The following is a 14,731-nucleotide window of genomic DNA, read 5'->3' as shown; positions in this document are numbered from 1 at the left end:
GCTCCCGTCCGATCAGCGGATCGTATGCTGCGGGGATGACCACCACCCCTCCGCAGCCGCCCACCGCCAATGCCATGCGTCGGGCGCTGAAAAGGGCCCGCGACGGCGTGGCGCTCGACACGGCAGAGGCGGCCGTCCTGCTCCAGGCGCGCGGCGAGGACCTGACGGACCTCGCCGCCTCCGCCGCCCGGGTCCGGGACGCCGGGCTCGCCGCCGCCGGACGGCCGGGCGTCATCACCTACTCCAAGAGCGTCTTCATCCCCCTCACCCGGCTCTGCCGGGACAAGTGCCACTACTGCACCTTCGTCACCGTGCCGGGGAAGCTCCGGCGGGCGGGGCACGGGATGTTCATGTCCCCCGACGAGGTCCTCGACATCGCCCGCCGCGGGGCGGCGCTGGGCTGCAAGGAAGCCCTGATCACGCTCGGGGACAAGCCGGAGGACCGCTGGCCCGAGGCGAAGGAGTGGCTGGAGGCCGCCGGTTACGAGGACACCCTGTCCTACGTGCGGGCGATGTCCGTGCGGATCCTGGAGGAGACGGGGCTGCTGCCGCACCTCAACCCCGGGGTGCTGTCCTGGTCGGACTTCCAGCGGCTGAAGCCGGTCGCGCCCAGCATGGGCATGATGCTGGAGACCACGGCGACCCGCCTGTGGTCGGAGCCGGGCGGCCCGCACCACGGCTCCCCGGACAAGGAACCGGCCGTCCGGCTGCGGGTACTGGAGGACGCCGGCCGGTCCTCCGTGCCCTTCACCTCCGGGCTGTTGATCGGCATCGGCGAGACCCACGAGGAGCGCGCGGAGTCGTTGTTCGCGCTGCGCCGGGTGGCCCGCAGCCACCACGGCATCCAGGAGCTGATCATCCAGAACTTCCGCGCGAAGCCGGACACGGCGATGCGGGGGATGCCGGACGCCGAGATCGACGAGCTGGTGGCGGCGGTGGCGGTGGCCCGGCACGTGATGGGTCCGGCCGCGAACATCCAGGCCCCGCCGAACCTGGTCGACGGGGAGTACGCCCGGCTGCTGGGCGCCGGCATCGACGACTGGGGCGGGGTCTCCCCGCTCACCATCGACCACGTCAATCCGGAGCGGCCCTGGCCGCAGATCGAGGCGCTCGCCGAGCACTCGGCGGCCGCCGGTTTCGAGCTGCGCGAACGGCTCTGCGTGTACCCGGAGTTCGTCCGCCGGGGCGAGCCCTGGCTGGATCCGCGGATCCTGCCACACGTGCGCGCCCTGGCCGATCCGGCCACCGGGCTGGCCCGGCCCGACGCCGAGGTCCGCGGTCTGCCCTGGCAGGAGCCGGAGGACAGCTTCACCGCCGACGGCGACGGTTCCGGCCGCACCGACCTGCACCGCACGGTGGACACCGAGGGCCGGACCGGGGACCGCCGCACCGACTTCGACGAGGTGTACGGGGACTGGGAGGCGCTGCGCGAGCAGGCCGCGCCGGGCATGGTGCCGGAGCGCATCGACACGGACGTGCGGGCCGCGCTGCGGCAGGCCGCCGCCGATCCGGAGCGGCTGACCGACGAGCAGGCCCTGGCCCTGCTGCACGCCGACGGGCCGGCCCTGGACGCCCTGTGCGCGATCGCGGACGAGCTGCGGCGGGAGGTGTCCGGGGAGGAGGTCACGTACGTCGTCACCCGGAACATCAACTTCACCAACGTCTGTTACACCGGCTGCCGGTTCTGCGCCTTCGCACAGCGCCGCACCGACGCCGACGCCTACACCCTCTCCCTGGAGCAGGTGGCCGACCGGGCCGCGCAGGCGTGGGAGGTCGGGGCGGTGGAGGTGTGCATGCAGGGCGGCATCCACCCGGACCTGCCCGGCACCGCCTACTTCGACATCGCCAGGGCGGTGAAGCGGCGGGTGCCCGGTATGCACGTGCACGCCTTCTCCCCGATGGAGGTCGTCAACGGCGCCACCCGCACCGGCCTGTCCGTCCGGGACTGGCTGACCGCCGCCAAGGAGGCCGGGCTCGACTCGATCCCCGGCACGGCCGCCGAGATCCTCGACGACGAGGTCCGTTGGATCCTCACCAAGGGCAAACTGCCCACCGCCGACTGGATCGAGGTCATCAGCACGGCGCACGAGCTGGGCCTGCGCTCCTCCTCCACGATGATGTACGGGCACGTGGACCAGCCCCGGCACTGGCTGGGCCACTTCCGGACCCTCGCCGGGATCCAGCGGGCCAACCGGGAGAAGGGCGTCGAGGGCTTCACCGAGTTCGTGACCCTGCCCTTCATCCACACCAACGCGCCGGTGTACCTGGCCGGGATCGCCCGACCCGGCCCGACCGTCCGGGACAACCGGGCCGTGACGGCGATGGCGCGGCTGCTGCTCCACCCGTACATCACCAACATCCAGACCAGCTGGGTGAAGCTCGGCGCGGAGGGCGCGGCGCAGATGCTGCGCTCCGGGGCGAACGACCTGGGCGGCACGCTCATGGAGGAGACGATCTCCCGCATGGCGGGCTCCTCCTACGGCTCGTACAAGGCCGTCCGGGACCTGGTCGCCATCGCGGAGGCCGCCGGGCGGCCCGCCCGGCCCCGCACGACCCTGTACGGGGAGGTCCCGGAGGAACGCCGGCGCGCGGCGGCCGACTCGGACGGCCGGCTGCCGGACCTGCTCCCGGTCCTGGACTGAGCCGCCGGGCGGTGCGTCAGTCGGTGAGGAGGTCCCGCTGGAGGTGGCGGAGGTCGTGGCCGTCCACGGAGAGCGCCTTCAGGTAGGCGGGGAAGCTCCCGAAGCGGGTGGCCAGCTCGTCGTGTCCGGCGTCGAGGTACTCGGGTCGGACGTCGAGCAGGGGCTTGTAGACGGCGGCCTGTTGCGGGGGCAGGTGGCCGAGGACGGCCTCGTTGGCGGCCTTGCGGTAGTCGTTGCTGGCGAGGTAGTCCGCCATCACGGTGTCGGCGGGGACCCCGAGGGCGGTGAGCAGGGCGGCGCCGGCCCAGCCCGTACGGTCCTTGCCGGCCGTGCAGTGGAAGAGGACGGCCCGGCCGTCGCGCGGGTCGGCGGTCCGCCGGATGCCCTCGAAGACGCGGGTGTACGCCTTCCGGCCGCCCTCGCCACCGACCATGGCCCGCTCGGCGGTGACCATGGCGGCCACGGCCTCCTCGGGGGTGCGGGGCAGCACCTGGAAGGAGCCGGAGCCGGCGAACACGTCGGCGACGACGTACTCCGCGCCGGCGGGGACGCGGTCGGGGGCCTTCTCCCGCTCGTCCCGCATCCGCAGGTCGAAGACGGTGGCGATGCCGAGGCGGCGCAGCGTGGCCCGGTCGGCGTCGGTCAGCTTGTCGAGGGCGTCGGAGCGGTAGACCTCGCCCATCCGGACCCAGCGGCCGTCGGCGGTGCGGTAGCCGCCCGCGTCGCGGAGGTTGGCGGTGCCCTCCAGTCGGACCAGTCGGTCGGCGAGGCGCAGCGGCTCGCCGCGGTCGGCGCGGAAGGTGAACCACCGGCGGTCGGCGGCGGGCAGGCCGGTGACCACGGCGGTGCCGGTGGCGCCGCCGCGGGCGACGACCCGGCCGGCGGCCTCGATGGTGACGCGGCGGACGCCCTCGGCGGACCAGGTGAGGGTGAAGGTGCCGTTCTCGGTGGGCGCGGCCGTGACCTGCGCCCGGGTGAAGGGGACGGCGGGGCGGTGCTGGTGACGGCCGTCGTGGCCGTGGGAGCGGCTGTCGCCCTGCCGCGCGGGGACGGCGGTGGCGCTCGGCGCGGCGGCGAGGGGCAGGGCGACGGCGGCGGCGAGGAGGGCGGCGAGGGCGCCGGGGATGGCCTTCTTCATGCCGGTGAGCCTCCGGGCCCCGTCGGAACGGACGTTGAACGCGGGATGGCCGGAATTCACCGACCCGAAGGCAAGTGGCAAAACGTGCCACCTTTGGATTCCGGCCGTTCTCCGCCGCTTCTTCGCTCACTTCCCGAGCCCGGAACCGATCGCGTCCACTTTCGGCCGACGGTGTCCGTTAAAGTGCTGCGCCAGAGCCAATTGGGGGGTTCCGGTGAGCGCAGCAGCAGGTTCCGCCGAAGCGGGCGCCCCGGGCGGGGCGGGTACGGGCACGGGGACGGCCGCCCCCGCACCGACGGCCGGAACCGTCGCGGCGGCCGGAACCGCCGGAACCCCGGGCGCCCTCGGCGCGACCGGAACCCCGGCCGAGGGGCACGCGCGGGCCGGCGGCGAGCACGGACCGGCCGGCGGTGAGGACGCGACCCGGGACGGGGCCGTCCGCCCCCACGCGAGACCCGTGCCGGGACCCGAGGCGGGGGCGGGGGCGGGGGCGGAGTCGGGCCCCGTGGCCGGGGCCGCCGGGGGCGGCCCGAAGGACGGCGGAGCACCGGCCGGGGCTCCGGGGCCGGGTGTGGGTGTGGGCAAGGCGCCGGCTGTGGGTGCGAGCACGGGTACGGGCGCGGGTACGGGTACGGGCGCGGCCACGGGTGCCGGTACGGCGGGCGGGACCCTCGGGCGGGGCGCCACCCTCGGCGGGGCGCGGGCCTGGGGACGTACCGCCCAGCAGGACTTCCGGAGCCGGGTGCGCGGCGCCCTGCTCGGCGCGGCCCTCGGGGACGCGCTCGGGGCCCCCGTGGCCGGACTCTCCCTCGAAGAGATCCGCGCGGCCCACGGGGCGGAGGGCGTCACCGGGCCCGTGCCCCTCCCCGGTGGTCGGCGCGGCACCGTGACCGCCGCGACCCAGCTGACCCTGTTCACCGTGGACGGCCTGATCCGGGCCCACGTCCGCCGCGACACCGGGGCCTGGCACCCGCCGAGCGACCTGCACCGCGCCTACCGGCGGTGGGCCGCCACCCAGAGCGACTGGGGGCCCGACGAACGCCGCGAGGACAACGGCTGGCTCGCCCGGCAGGAATGGCTCTACGCCCGCCGCGGGCCCGGCCGGGCCTGCCTCACCGGCTTCGGCGACGAGGTGCTCGGCACCCTGGACAAGCCCAAGAACCCCACGGCCCGCGACGCCGACGCCGCCGTCCGCTCGGCGCCCTTCGGGCTGCTCGTGGGCTGGGAACCGGCCCTCGTCCTGCAACTCTCCCTCGAATGCGCCGCCCAGAGCCACGGGCACCCGGTGGCCGGACTGACCGCGGGGGCCTTCGCCGTGGTCGTGCACGGGCTGACCCGTGGTGACGGGCTCGACGGGGCGCTCCAGCGGGCCCTCGGCCTGCTCGCCGCCCGGCAGGGGCAACAGCCGGTGACGGACGCGCTGCTGCGGGCCGCCGCGGCGGCGGCCCGGCCGGGAGTGCCGGCCGCCGACCGGGTGGAGGCCCTGGGCGAGAGCGAGGGCGCCGGCGGCGACCGTAGCGGTGGCGCCGGCGCCGGCGGGCAGGATGCCGAGCGGGCCCTCTCGGTGGCCGTGTACAGCGCGCTCGTCGCCGAGGACGTACGGCACGGGCTTCGGCTCGCCGTGAACCACGGCGGTGACTCCCGGGCCACCGGAGCCCTCTGCGGGGCGCTGCTGGGCGCGCTGTACGGGGAGACCGCGCTGCCCGCGGCGTGGGTGGCGGAGCTGGAGGGGCGGGGGACGGTGCTGGAACTGGCCGACGACTTCGCGATGGAGATGACCCAGGGGGGCGCGCTGCACGGGGCCGGGGGTGCCGCGGCGGGCTGGCTGGCCCGGTACCCGCGCGCCTGACCCGGGCGCTCGCCGCGCGGGCCGGAACGGGTCGCGTCCCGGCCTCACCGGGGCTCCGAAATGCGGGCCGCAGGCCGTACGTTGGGCCCTCACGCGCGCACGCACCCGGAGGTGTCTGTCCATGCGGATCGCCACGACCGTCTTCCTGACGGACCTGACCGTCTCCCCCGTACGACTGGCCCGCGAACTGGAGGACCGCGGGTTCCACGGCCTCTACCTCCCCGAGCACACCCACATCCCGGCCTCCCGCGAGACCCCCGCCCCGATGGGCGGCGAGCTGCCGGTGGAGTACGGCCGGACCCTGGACCCGTTCGTCGCCCTCGCGCAGGCCGCCGCCGTGACGGAGCGGCTGGCCCTCGGGACGGGCATCACGCTGGTCGCGCAGCACGACGCGATCGCCCTCGCCAAGCAGGTCGCCACCCTGGACCACCTCTCGGACGGCCGGCTCACCCTCGGTCTGGGCTTCGGGTGGAACGTCGAGGAGGCCGCCGACCACGGCGTGGAGTGGCGGACCCGGCGGGAGCTGGTCGAGGACCGGATGGCGTTGATGCGGGCCCTGTGGTCGCCGGGGCCGGAGGCGTACGAGGGGCCGTTCGGTTCGGTGCGGGCCAGTCACGCCTACCCGAAGCCGGTGCAGGCGCCGCGCTCGCTCGGCGCCGACCGCGGACCGCTGCACGGTCCGCGGACCCTGCTGGGCGGGGCGGCGGGGCCGAAGCTGTTCGCGCACATCGCCCGCTACGCGGACGGCTGGATGCCGATCGGCGGCGGCGGGCTGTCGGAGTCGCTGCCGGTGCTGCGGGCGGTGTGGGAGGACGCGGGCCGGGACCCGAAGGAGCTCCAGGTGGTGCCGTACGCCGTGCACCCGAGCCCCGGGAAGCTCGCCCACTACGCCGAACTGGGCGTGACGGAGACGGTGGTGCAACTGCCGTCCGCCGGCACCGCGGAGGTGTTGCGGGTCCTGGACTCGTACGCGCAGTTCCTCTGAGCGAGGACCGGCCCCGGGGGCCGTGGCGGGGCCGGTTCAGGAGCGGCGGGCCGCCGCCAGGATGCGGAGGGGAGCCAGCAGGCCGTACCCGGTGTCCCGGCGGGCCGCCCTGGTGCCCGCGGCCTCGACCAGGTCGAGCTGGTGGCCCATCAGGTCGATCATCGTGCGGCCGACCCGGCGCAGTCCCGGGTCGGCGTGGTCGACGACGTCCGCGGCGGCGGCCAGCGCGGTCCGCGCGCGGCCGCACTCGGCGGCGAGCAGGGCCCGCACCTGCGGGGTGTCCGCGCCGACGGCGAGGGCGGCGCGGGTGACGCCGTGCTCGTCGAGGCGGGCGCGGGGGATGCACAGGCGGCCGTCCGCCAGGTCCCCCGCGAGGTCGGCGAGGAAGTCCACGCGCTGGGCGGCGTCCACGAAGCGGCGCCAGGCGGCCGCCTGTTCGGGGGTGGGGCCGCCCTCGTACTGGAGGCCGGTGAAGACGAGGATCCCCGGCCAGGAGTACGCGTCGAGGTACGCCTGGAACTCTCCCTCGTCGGCGAAGCCGCTGGTGCCGGCGGTGGTCTCCGCGCCGGCCGCGCCGGCGAGGAAGCGGTCGATCCAGGTGCGGGGCAGGCCGCGGGTGGCGACGGCGTGGGCGTAGGCACGGAGGACGGCGTCGGGGGTCGTCCCGCCGGTGCCGTCGCCGCCGTCGCCGTCATCGATGCCGTCGCGGCCCTCGCCGCCCTCGCCGCCGGTGGCCGCGGCTTCGGCGAGGGCGGCGTCCACGCGGGCCGCGAGGGCGCGGAGGGCGGTCTCCGGGTCGGGGCCCTCGGCGGTGTCGTCGACCAGGTTCATGAAGGCGAGGCCCGCCGTGAGGTACGGGACGAGGCGCGGCTCGGCGAGGAGCCGGAGGGCGAGGTAGGGGGCCCGCTCGCGGCGGAGGACGCGGCGGGAGGCGGCCGTGTAGTCGGCGCGGAGGGTGGGGGCGGTGATCCCGGCGGTGGTGAGGGTGGGTTGCCAGCGCACGGGGGGCTCCTGGGAGGGCGGGGTGGGACGGGGCGGTTCCCTACCGTACGGGCACCGCCGCGCGGGGCCCTCCCCCTCCCCGCCCCTCCCCGCCCCTTCCCGAACCTGCCCGAACCGGGGCTCCGGGCCCGGCGCCCGCGCGACGGCACGATCCGGCCCCTCGGTCGATTCTCGGCCTCCCTGCGCCGCCGGCCCTCGGGAGATGGCCCGCCCGCTTCGATGTGACGTACGGTGGAGCCGAGTTGCGCTGTTTGTTCCGATCGGGCGGAATCCAGGGGGACGTCGGACGTGAAGCGGGTGTTCGGGGTGGCCGCGATCCTCGCGGGCGGGGTGCTCGCCCTCTTCTTCCCGGACCTGGAATTCGGATGGTTCGAAGGCCGCCCGTTCGGTGTGGTCCTCGTGGTCCTCGGTGTGATCGAACTGGCGGAGAGCACCCGCCGCCGGAAGCCGAAGGGCATCGTCGAGGAGTTGCGCGAGGATTTCGGTCTCTCCGGATCACGCGGGCGCGATGCGGACCGGGAGCGGGACCGGGACCGGGAGATGCGGCGGGAGTTCGACCGGGAGGTGGAGCGGGAGGCGCGGAAGCACCGCGACCACCCGGGGCTCTGACCTCCCCCGAGGATCCGAGGAGCACCACCGGTGACGACCGCCGCCCTCGCCGCCGAGGCCGCGACCACTGGCGGGACCTTCGTGGAGGTCCTGCCGCTCGCCCTCCTCGACACGCTCGGGGTGTCCACGATCGCCGTGCCCGTCTGGTTCCTGCTGATGCCCTCGGGGCTGCGCACCGGCCGCGTCTTCGGCTACCTGCTGCTGGTCGCCGCCGGATACCTGGCCCTCGGGCTGGTGCTGCTCGGCACCCTGTCGGCGGTCCGCGCGGACCTGAAGGCGGCCGTGGACTCGCCCACCGGGGACAAGGCCCTCGCCGTCGTCGGCGGGGCCCTGATCCTGACGGCCCTCTGGTACGGGTTCGTCCGCAAGGAGCGCTCCGGGCCGGGCCGGCTCGCGCACTGGCGGGACCGGGCCGTCGGCCCCGGCGCCACCACGGCCGGGCTGCTCACGGTCTCCCTGCTGGCCGTGGTCCTCGAAGCCGCCACGGTGTTCCCGTACCTGGCGGCCATCGGCACCCTGGACCGCAGCGGCCTCCCCTGGGCCTCCCAGGCCGGGATCATGGCCGTGTACTGCGCGGTGATGGTGGCCCCGGCGGCCCTGCTCACCCTGGCCCGGCTGGTCTCCGCGCACCGCGTCCGCCGCCCGCTGCGCCGCATCGACTTCTGGTTCCGCGACAACGCACGCGAGAACACCGCCTGGTTGTTCGCCCTCGCCGGGTTCCTGCTGCTGTCGCAGTCCTCGGCCTACCCGAAGCTGCTCTCCCTGGTCGGCGTGGACTGACCGCGCCGACCGGGTGCGCGGGGCCGGCCGTCACCTCCGGGTGGCGGCCGTCCGGCGTTCCGGGGCCACCATCCGCGCGTACAGGGCGGCCGGCCAGGGCTCCCGGACGGCGGGCAGCCGGGCCAGGGTCCGGCGCGTCAGCCACGTGTTCGCCTCGAAGAGGTAGGCGGCCGCGGGCGGCGCCGGATCGTCCCGCGCCACCCCGGCCGGCAGCCGGCCCGTCGCCGGCAGCCCCCGACGGTCGCGTCCGCCCCGGGCCAGGTGCAGCCACAGCGGGAACGGCAGCGGCACCCGCCGCGCCCCCGGATCGTCCGCCGGCTCCCACACCCGCCCGGTCCGCGGATGGGAGGGCACGAGCAGCAGCGCGTCCGCCCCCGGTCCGGGCCCCGGCAGCCCCGGACCGGCCACCCGCAGCGGCACCTCGCCCCGGGCCGGGTCGGGCAGCCACCGCTCCGCGCTCCGCCGGAACACCTGCTCCACCGGCCCCTTCGGGAAGACCACCCGCCGCCCGCCACTGCCCACCAGCAGGTGGGCGAGGGCCACCGACACCGCCGCGTGCCACACCGGTGACCAGGAGCCGTACGGATCCACGGGCGGCTCCGGCTCGATCTCCCGCACCAGCTCCGCCCAGCCCGCGATCCGGTCGGCGGGCAGTTCCGGGCCGGGGATCCGGCGCACCCCGGGCGGGTGCAGCCACACCTCCTGCCACCGGTAGCAGTCGTCGATGCGCGTCGCCACGGGCGTACGGCACCGCGAGCAGGCCGTGTTCGGCCCCGCCCCGCCCGCCACCCCGCAGCAGCCCCCGTGGTGCGCGTCCGGGAAGACGTATGTGCCCCACAGCTCCCCGGGGGCGATCAGCACCGCCCCCGCCGGCCCGTCCGACAGCACCGGGTCCCAGGCGTACACCCCGCGCGCCTCCGGCTCCCCGGGCGCGAACTCGTCCCACTCCAGGTAGGGCGGGCCGGAGGGTTCCGGCTGCACGGCGTACGTGCCCGGTTCCATCAGCGCGGGCATCCAACGCCCGTTCCAGGCTTCCTGGCGACTGTGCGCCGGCAGCGCGACCTCCGACAGCGGACCCGTCAGCTCGGCCCCGCACCCCGCGCACACGAACACGTCCGACAACAGCGCCCTCCCCGTTCCTCCGACGGGGATCATCGCGCGGGCCCGGCACCCGCGCGAACGGATATCCGGGCCCGCCCGACCGGCGCGGTCCGACCGGCTCAGCCCAGGCCGTTCCGCCCGAGGCACAGCTCGGCCCACACCGTCTTGCCGATCCGCCGCCCGGTCACCCCCCACCCCCGGCTGAAGGCCCCGACCAGCCGCAGCCCGCACCCCTCCGGCCCCGTCAGCGGCAGCCGGTCCGCCCTCGGGTCGGACACCTCCACCCGGAGCGTGCCCGTGGCCGGCAGCAGCACCAACCGCACCTCGAAGTCCCGCCCCGGCACCCGCCCGTGCGTGATCGCGTTCACCGCCAGCTCCCCGAGCACCACCGACACCGCGTAGGAGGCGTCGCCCCCGAGCGGCACCCCCCAGTCGTGCAACTGCAGGGTGGCCAGATAGCGGGCGAGCCGGGCGCCCCGGCGGGTCGCGCTGAAACGCTGAGTGAACATGCGTACGGGTGGCGCCGAGACCTCGGCGAGAGCGTCCATGGGACCAAGTTCTCGCCGGTCAGGGCGGTTTGAGCAGCAACCGGACTCGTACAAATCAATTTGTACGAGTCCGATCCCTGGACAGGCGCGGTTACAGCTCGTGACACTTCACACCCGGGAGGTGACGGGCATGACCAACACCAGTACCGACATCGAGAGCGACGAAGAAGTGGAACCCAACAGCGGCCTCGTGGGCTTCGGGGAGACGGTCAAGGCGTTCCGCAAGCGCCGGGGGCTCACCCAGGAGCAACTGGCCCCGCTGATGAGGTACTCCGTGCAGTACATCGGCTCCATCGAGCAGGGCCGCCGCTATCCGTCCCCGCGGTTCGTGGAGCGCGCGGAGGAACAGTTGGACGCCTTCGGCGTCCTCCGACTGGCCGCCCGCCACCTCATGCGCCAGCAGGGCCTGGCCTCCTGGTTCCGCGAGTGGGCCCGGCTGGAGGACATCGCGCTGGCCCTGAACACCTACGAGTGCCGGGTCGTGCCGGGCCTGCTCCAGACCGAGGAGTACGCGCGGGCCCTGATCCGCAATGCACCTCCTCCCCCCACGCCACAGCAGGTGGAAGCACGGGTCAAGATGCGGCTGGAGAGGCAGCACCTGCTGCACCGCACCCCGTACACGGCCTTCAGCTTCATCGTGGACCAAGCGGTGATCGAGCGGCAGATCGGGGGACGGGAGATCACCGGGCGGCTGATCGAGCACCTGATCGAGATCTCCCGACTGCCGAATGTCACCTTTCAGCTGGTGCCGCTCGTCCAGCCGGATCACGCGGGCACCGACGGCCCCCTCCGACTCCTGGAGACCGAAGACAACACCTGGATGGGATACAGCGAAGGACAGAAGACGGGGCACCTCATTTCGGAGCCCAAAGCCGTCGGCGTTCTCCATCAGCGGTATGCCAAACTGCGCTCACAGGCCCTCAACCCCGCAGAGTCGCGGGGCCTGTTGGAGCGAATGCGAGGAACGCTATGAGCAACGCAGAGCTGCACTGGTTCAAGAGCAGCTACAGCGGCAGCGAAGGCGATGACTGCGTAGAGGTCGCCATCCCCTGGCACAAGTCCACCCACAGCAGCAGCGATGGCGACGACTGCGTAGAGGTCGCCACCTGTGCCTGCGAGACCGTGCACGTCCGTGATTCCAAGCTCGCGGACAGCCCCGAGCTGGCCCTCGCGCCCGGCGCCTGGACCGCCTTCCTCGGGTACGCCGTCTCCGCCTGAGCGACCCCGGACGCCCCGGAGTCCCGGCCCGCCTCGGGCCGGGGCTCCGGCGCAGCCACCGGGTGATCCACACCACACGACGAGGCGCACAACTCCACGTGGACGTGAAGGGTCTGACGCATGTCAGCGGCACTTCACAGCACGGGGGATCCATTGCGTCAGCTGCGTCACACCGCTCTCCGGGGCCGCCGGGCCCTCGCCGCCTCGGTGGTCCTCACGGCCGTCGCCGGGGCCGTCCCGCTGTTCGGCCCGGCCGGCAGCGCCGTGGCGGCCGACGACGTCCTGCCGACGTTCTCCAGCGCGGAGACCGCCTACCGGTCCGGGCTCGCCGTCCGCGACGTGAAGACCATGTCGGTGGCAGTGGCTTCCGACCGCACCACGGTGGTCGTCTTCCGGGCCCGGCCCGCCTCCGGTACCGACCGGACCAACACCTACTACGCGGTGACCCGGGCGGGCGGTTCGAGCGTCTGGACCGCCCCGGTCGCCCTGGGCAGCACGCCCCGGGAGGCCGAGGACCGCGAACTGATCACCCTGACCACCGCGGGCCCGTCGGTGGTGGCCCTGTGGCGGGAGTACCCGGGCGACATCGGCTCCGCGAACGGCACCCCGGGCCGCCTGGTGAGCGCGAGCTTCACCTCCGGCCGCTGGAGCGCGACCACCGAGGTGCTGCCGCTGTCGGCGGGCCTGCGGCCCCGAGAGGTCAAGCTGGCCGCCGGGCCCGGCGGCACGGCCACCGCCGTCTGGGTCGGCTGGGTCGGCTGGACGCCCCGCGCCTCGGCGCCCGCCGTGGTCGAGGTGCAGACCGCCACCCGGGCCTCCGACGGCACCTGGTCCGCCCCCGTGCGCGTCGGTACCCCGGGCAGCGGACAGGAAGCCCCGCAGTACACCGATCTCGCCGTGGACGCCGCCGGCAACGCCACCCTCCTCTACCAGCAGGGCGACCGCCTCCTCACCGCCGGCCGCCCGGCCGGCGCGGCGCAGTGGAACGCCCCGGAGCCCCTGGACACCGGCGCCGCCCCGAGCCCCGACTGGAGCGGCCCCTTCGCCCCGGCCCTCGCCGCCGGCGGCACCGGCACGGGCACCCTGGCCGTCACCTGGCAGCGCTCGCTCCACGACGGCGAGCGGACCCGCTCCGCCTCCTACGTGACGATCCGCAAGTCCGGGGACGCGACCTGGTCGACTCCCGCCCCCGTGACGGAGCCGGGCAAGGACGTGGCCTCGCTGCGGCCGGTGGTCGAATCCGACGCCGACGTCACGCTCGTGTGGGACGGCGACGACGCCATCAACACCCGCGAGTGGGAGGCCGACACCCGTACCTGGGGGGACACCTACTACCGGATCCGGGGCGGATTCAACCCGCGGGTGGCGGCGACGAAGTCCGGTCGACTGCGGATCGTGGCGAACCTCATGGAAACCCGGAACGGCAAGAGCTTCCGGACCCAGGTCGAGCTGTCCCGGTCCGCCGACGGCATCTGGTGGGACAACGAGCTCGTCGGCGGCAGCTCCGACACCGGGTACGGGGCGCTCACCGTCAACGAACGCGGCGAGGGCACCTACGCGTGGTCGGGACCGCAGGACACGGTGAAGTCCGCGCGGACGGCCCCCGCGCCCGGTCCGCTGAAGATCGTGTCGAAGTCCGTCCCGCCCACGGCGAAGGTGCCGAAGTCCACCGCGGACGCCGCGTGGGCGCCGAGCTGGACCCTGGACCGGGCGGTGTCCACCTGGGACCTGACGGTCACCGATCCCCGGACCGGCCGGACCGTGTGGACGGCCCCGCAGGGCGAGGTCTTCGAGGAGGAGAAGGACCTCCTCGCGCCGCGCTGGAACGGTCGGCTCGCCAACGGGTCCCTCGTCCCCGACGGCCCGCTGTCCTGGACCCTGAAGGCCACGGCCGAGGGCGTCCGCGGGGAGCGGGTCCTCGCGACGGGCACCGTCACCGTCACCGCCGGCGGGCGCACCCTGCGGGACTTCGGTTCCGGCGCGGGCGCCCCCGACAACATCGGCGACGTCTTCTCCGTGACCTCGACCGGCGGCATCCGCATCGCCTACGGCCACCCCGCCACCGGCAACTTCAGCGGCTCGAAGACCGGCACCGGCTGGAAGGCCGGCACCCTGCCCGTCCCCATGGGCGACATGGACGGCGACCGCTGCAACGACGTGCTGGTCCGCATGACCGACGGCCAACTGCGCCGCTACAGCCCCGGCTGCAAGGCCGCCGCCCTCACCCCGAACACCCCGTACAAGGTGGTCGGCAAGGGCTGGAACGCCTACGACATCATCACCAGCCCCGGTGACCTCGACAACGACGGTCTCCCGGACCTGGTGGCCCGCGACCCGAAGACCGGCATCCTCTACCGCTACGACACCGACCCGGCCACGGGCCTGCCCGGCGCCCGGATCGTCCTCCGCAACGGCGTCAACATCTTCAAGAAGATCGTCGGGGTGGGGGACATCAACGGCGACGGCGTCGGCGACCTCGTCGCGCACGGCAGCAAGAACGGCCTGTTCCGGATGGAAGGCGACGGCAAGGGCGACTTCCTCTACACCAAGCGGATCGCGAAGGACTGGGGCGCCTCGTACGACACCCTCGTCGGCATCGGGGACCTGAACGGGGACGGTCACAACGACCTCCTGGCCCGCGACACCTCCGGGAAGATCTGGCGCCTCGCCGGCACCGGCCAGGGCACCTTCGGGCCCCGCTTCCAGCTCGGCACCGGCTGGCAGGTCTACAAGACCGTCCGCTGACGCCGACGGCGCTCCTCGCACCGAGGCGGGGGCGGGCGCCCCGGGGGGGGGGGCCGCCCCCCAGGGGGCTAGGCACACGGGGAGCACACCGCTAACTGGTTGCTAAATCGGTTG

General features: G+C 74.7%; 12 protein-coding genes. 8 read left to right on the top strand and 4 right to left on the bottom strand.

The window, feature by feature from the left end; genetic code table 11:
- Positions 1 to 35: 35 nt before the first annotated feature.
- Positions 36 to 2,642, top strand: a complete 2,607-nt coding sequence (locus tag ABTZ17_RS23245) for a bifunctional FO biosynthesis protein CofGH (RefSeq protein ID WP_352197613.1) — start codon at positions 36 to 38, stop codon at positions 2,640 to 2,642.
- A gap of 16 nt (positions 2,643 to 2,658) precedes the next feature.
- On the opposite strand, the gene ABTZ17_RS23240 is transcribed toward ABTZ17_RS23245, so the two are convergent.
- Complete coding sequence (locus ABTZ17_RS23240) at positions 2,659 to 3,780, bottom strand: tyrosine-protein phosphatase (protein ID WP_352197612.1); 1,122 nt, start codon at positions 3,778 to 3,780, stop codon at positions 2,659 to 2,661.
- Positions 3,781 to 4,522: 742 nt separating this feature from the next.
- Between ABTZ17_RS23240 and ABTZ17_RS23235 the strand changes: the two genes are divergently transcribed.
- Both ABTZ17_RS23235 and ABTZ17_RS23230 read left to right on the top strand, forming a co-directional pair.
- Positions 4,523 to 5,629, top strand: coding sequence for an ADP-ribosylglycohydrolase family protein (locus ABTZ17_RS23235; RefSeq protein WP_352197627.1), 1,107 nt, complete (start codon positions 4,523 to 4,525; stop codon positions 5,627 to 5,629).
- A 121-nt stretch (positions 5,630 to 5,750) separates the two neighbouring features.
- On the top strand, positions 5,751 to 6,614 hold the full coding sequence (locus ABTZ17_RS23230; protein ID WP_352197611.1) for a TIGR03619 family F420-dependent LLM class oxidoreductase: 864 nt from the start codon (positions 5,751 to 5,753) through the stop codon (positions 6,612 to 6,614).
- Between the two features lie 36 nt (positions 6,615 to 6,650).
- Here ABTZ17_RS23230 and ABTZ17_RS23225 read toward each other — a convergent pair whose 3' ends face one another.
- A complete protein-coding gene (locus tag ABTZ17_RS23225) occupies positions 6,651 to 7,616 on the bottom strand; it encodes a squalene/phytoene synthase family protein (RefSeq protein ID WP_352197610.1) in 966 nt (321 codons plus the stop codon).
- A gap of 288 nt (positions 7,617 to 7,904) precedes the next feature.
- Between ABTZ17_RS23225 and ABTZ17_RS23220 the strand changes: the two genes are divergently transcribed.
- Both ABTZ17_RS23220 and ABTZ17_RS23215 read left to right on the top strand, forming a co-directional pair.
- A complete protein-coding gene (locus tag ABTZ17_RS23220; protein ID WP_352197609.1) occupies positions 7,905 to 8,225 on the top strand; it encodes a hypothetical protein in 321 nt (106 codons plus the stop codon).
- A gap of 30 nt (positions 8,226 to 8,255) precedes the next feature.
- On the top strand, positions 8,256 to 9,005 hold the full coding sequence (locus tag ABTZ17_RS23215; protein WP_352197608.1) for a GAP family protein: 750 nt from the start codon (positions 8,256 to 8,258) through the stop codon (positions 9,003 to 9,005).
- Between the two features lie 30 nt (positions 9,006 to 9,035).
- Here ABTZ17_RS23215 and ABTZ17_RS23210 read toward each other — a convergent pair whose 3' ends face one another.
- Together ABTZ17_RS23210 and ABTZ17_RS23205 are read right to left on the bottom strand one after the other, a co-directional pair.
- Entirely contained in the window at positions 9,036 to 10,118 is a 1,083-nt protein-coding gene (locus ABTZ17_RS23210) for a hypothetical protein (protein WP_352197626.1), read from the bottom strand.
- 107 nt (positions 10,119 to 10,225) lie between these two features.
- Entirely contained in the window at positions 10,226 to 10,654 is a 429-nt protein-coding gene (locus ABTZ17_RS23205) for an ATP-binding protein (protein WP_352197607.1), read from the bottom strand.
- 130 nt (positions 10,655 to 10,784) lie between these two features.
- On the opposite strand from ABTZ17_RS23205, the gene ABTZ17_RS23200 reads away from it, so the two are divergent.
- From ABTZ17_RS23200 to ABTZ17_RS23190, 3 genes are all read left to right on the top strand, one after another.
- A complete protein-coding gene (locus tag ABTZ17_RS23200) occupies positions 10,785 to 11,627 on the top strand; it encodes a helix-turn-helix domain-containing protein (RefSeq protein WP_352197606.1) in 843 nt (280 codons plus the stop codon).
- Positions 11,624 to 11,872: a DUF397 domain-containing protein gene (locus ABTZ17_RS23195; RefSeq protein ID WP_352197605.1), complete on the top strand. Its 249-nt coding sequence runs from the start codon at positions 11,624 to 11,626 to the stop codon at positions 11,870 to 11,872. The genes ABTZ17_RS23200 and ABTZ17_RS23195 overlap by 4 nt, the downstream gene beginning before the upstream one ends.
- A gap of 153 nt (positions 11,873 to 12,025) precedes the next feature.
- Positions 12,026 to 14,617, top strand: a complete 2,592-nt coding sequence (locus ABTZ17_RS23190) for an FG-GAP repeat domain-containing protein (protein ID WP_352197604.1) — start codon at positions 12,026 to 12,028, stop codon at positions 14,615 to 14,617.
- The last annotated feature ends 114 nt before the right edge of the window (positions 14,618 to 14,731 follow it).

Source organism: Streptomyces sp. NPDC097619 (assembly GCF_040302735.1).
Taxonomy (GTDB): Bacteria; Actinomycetota; Actinomycetes; order Streptomycetales; family Streptomycetaceae; genus Streptomyces.
This window is presented reverse-complemented; position numbering and strand designations above follow the sequence as displayed.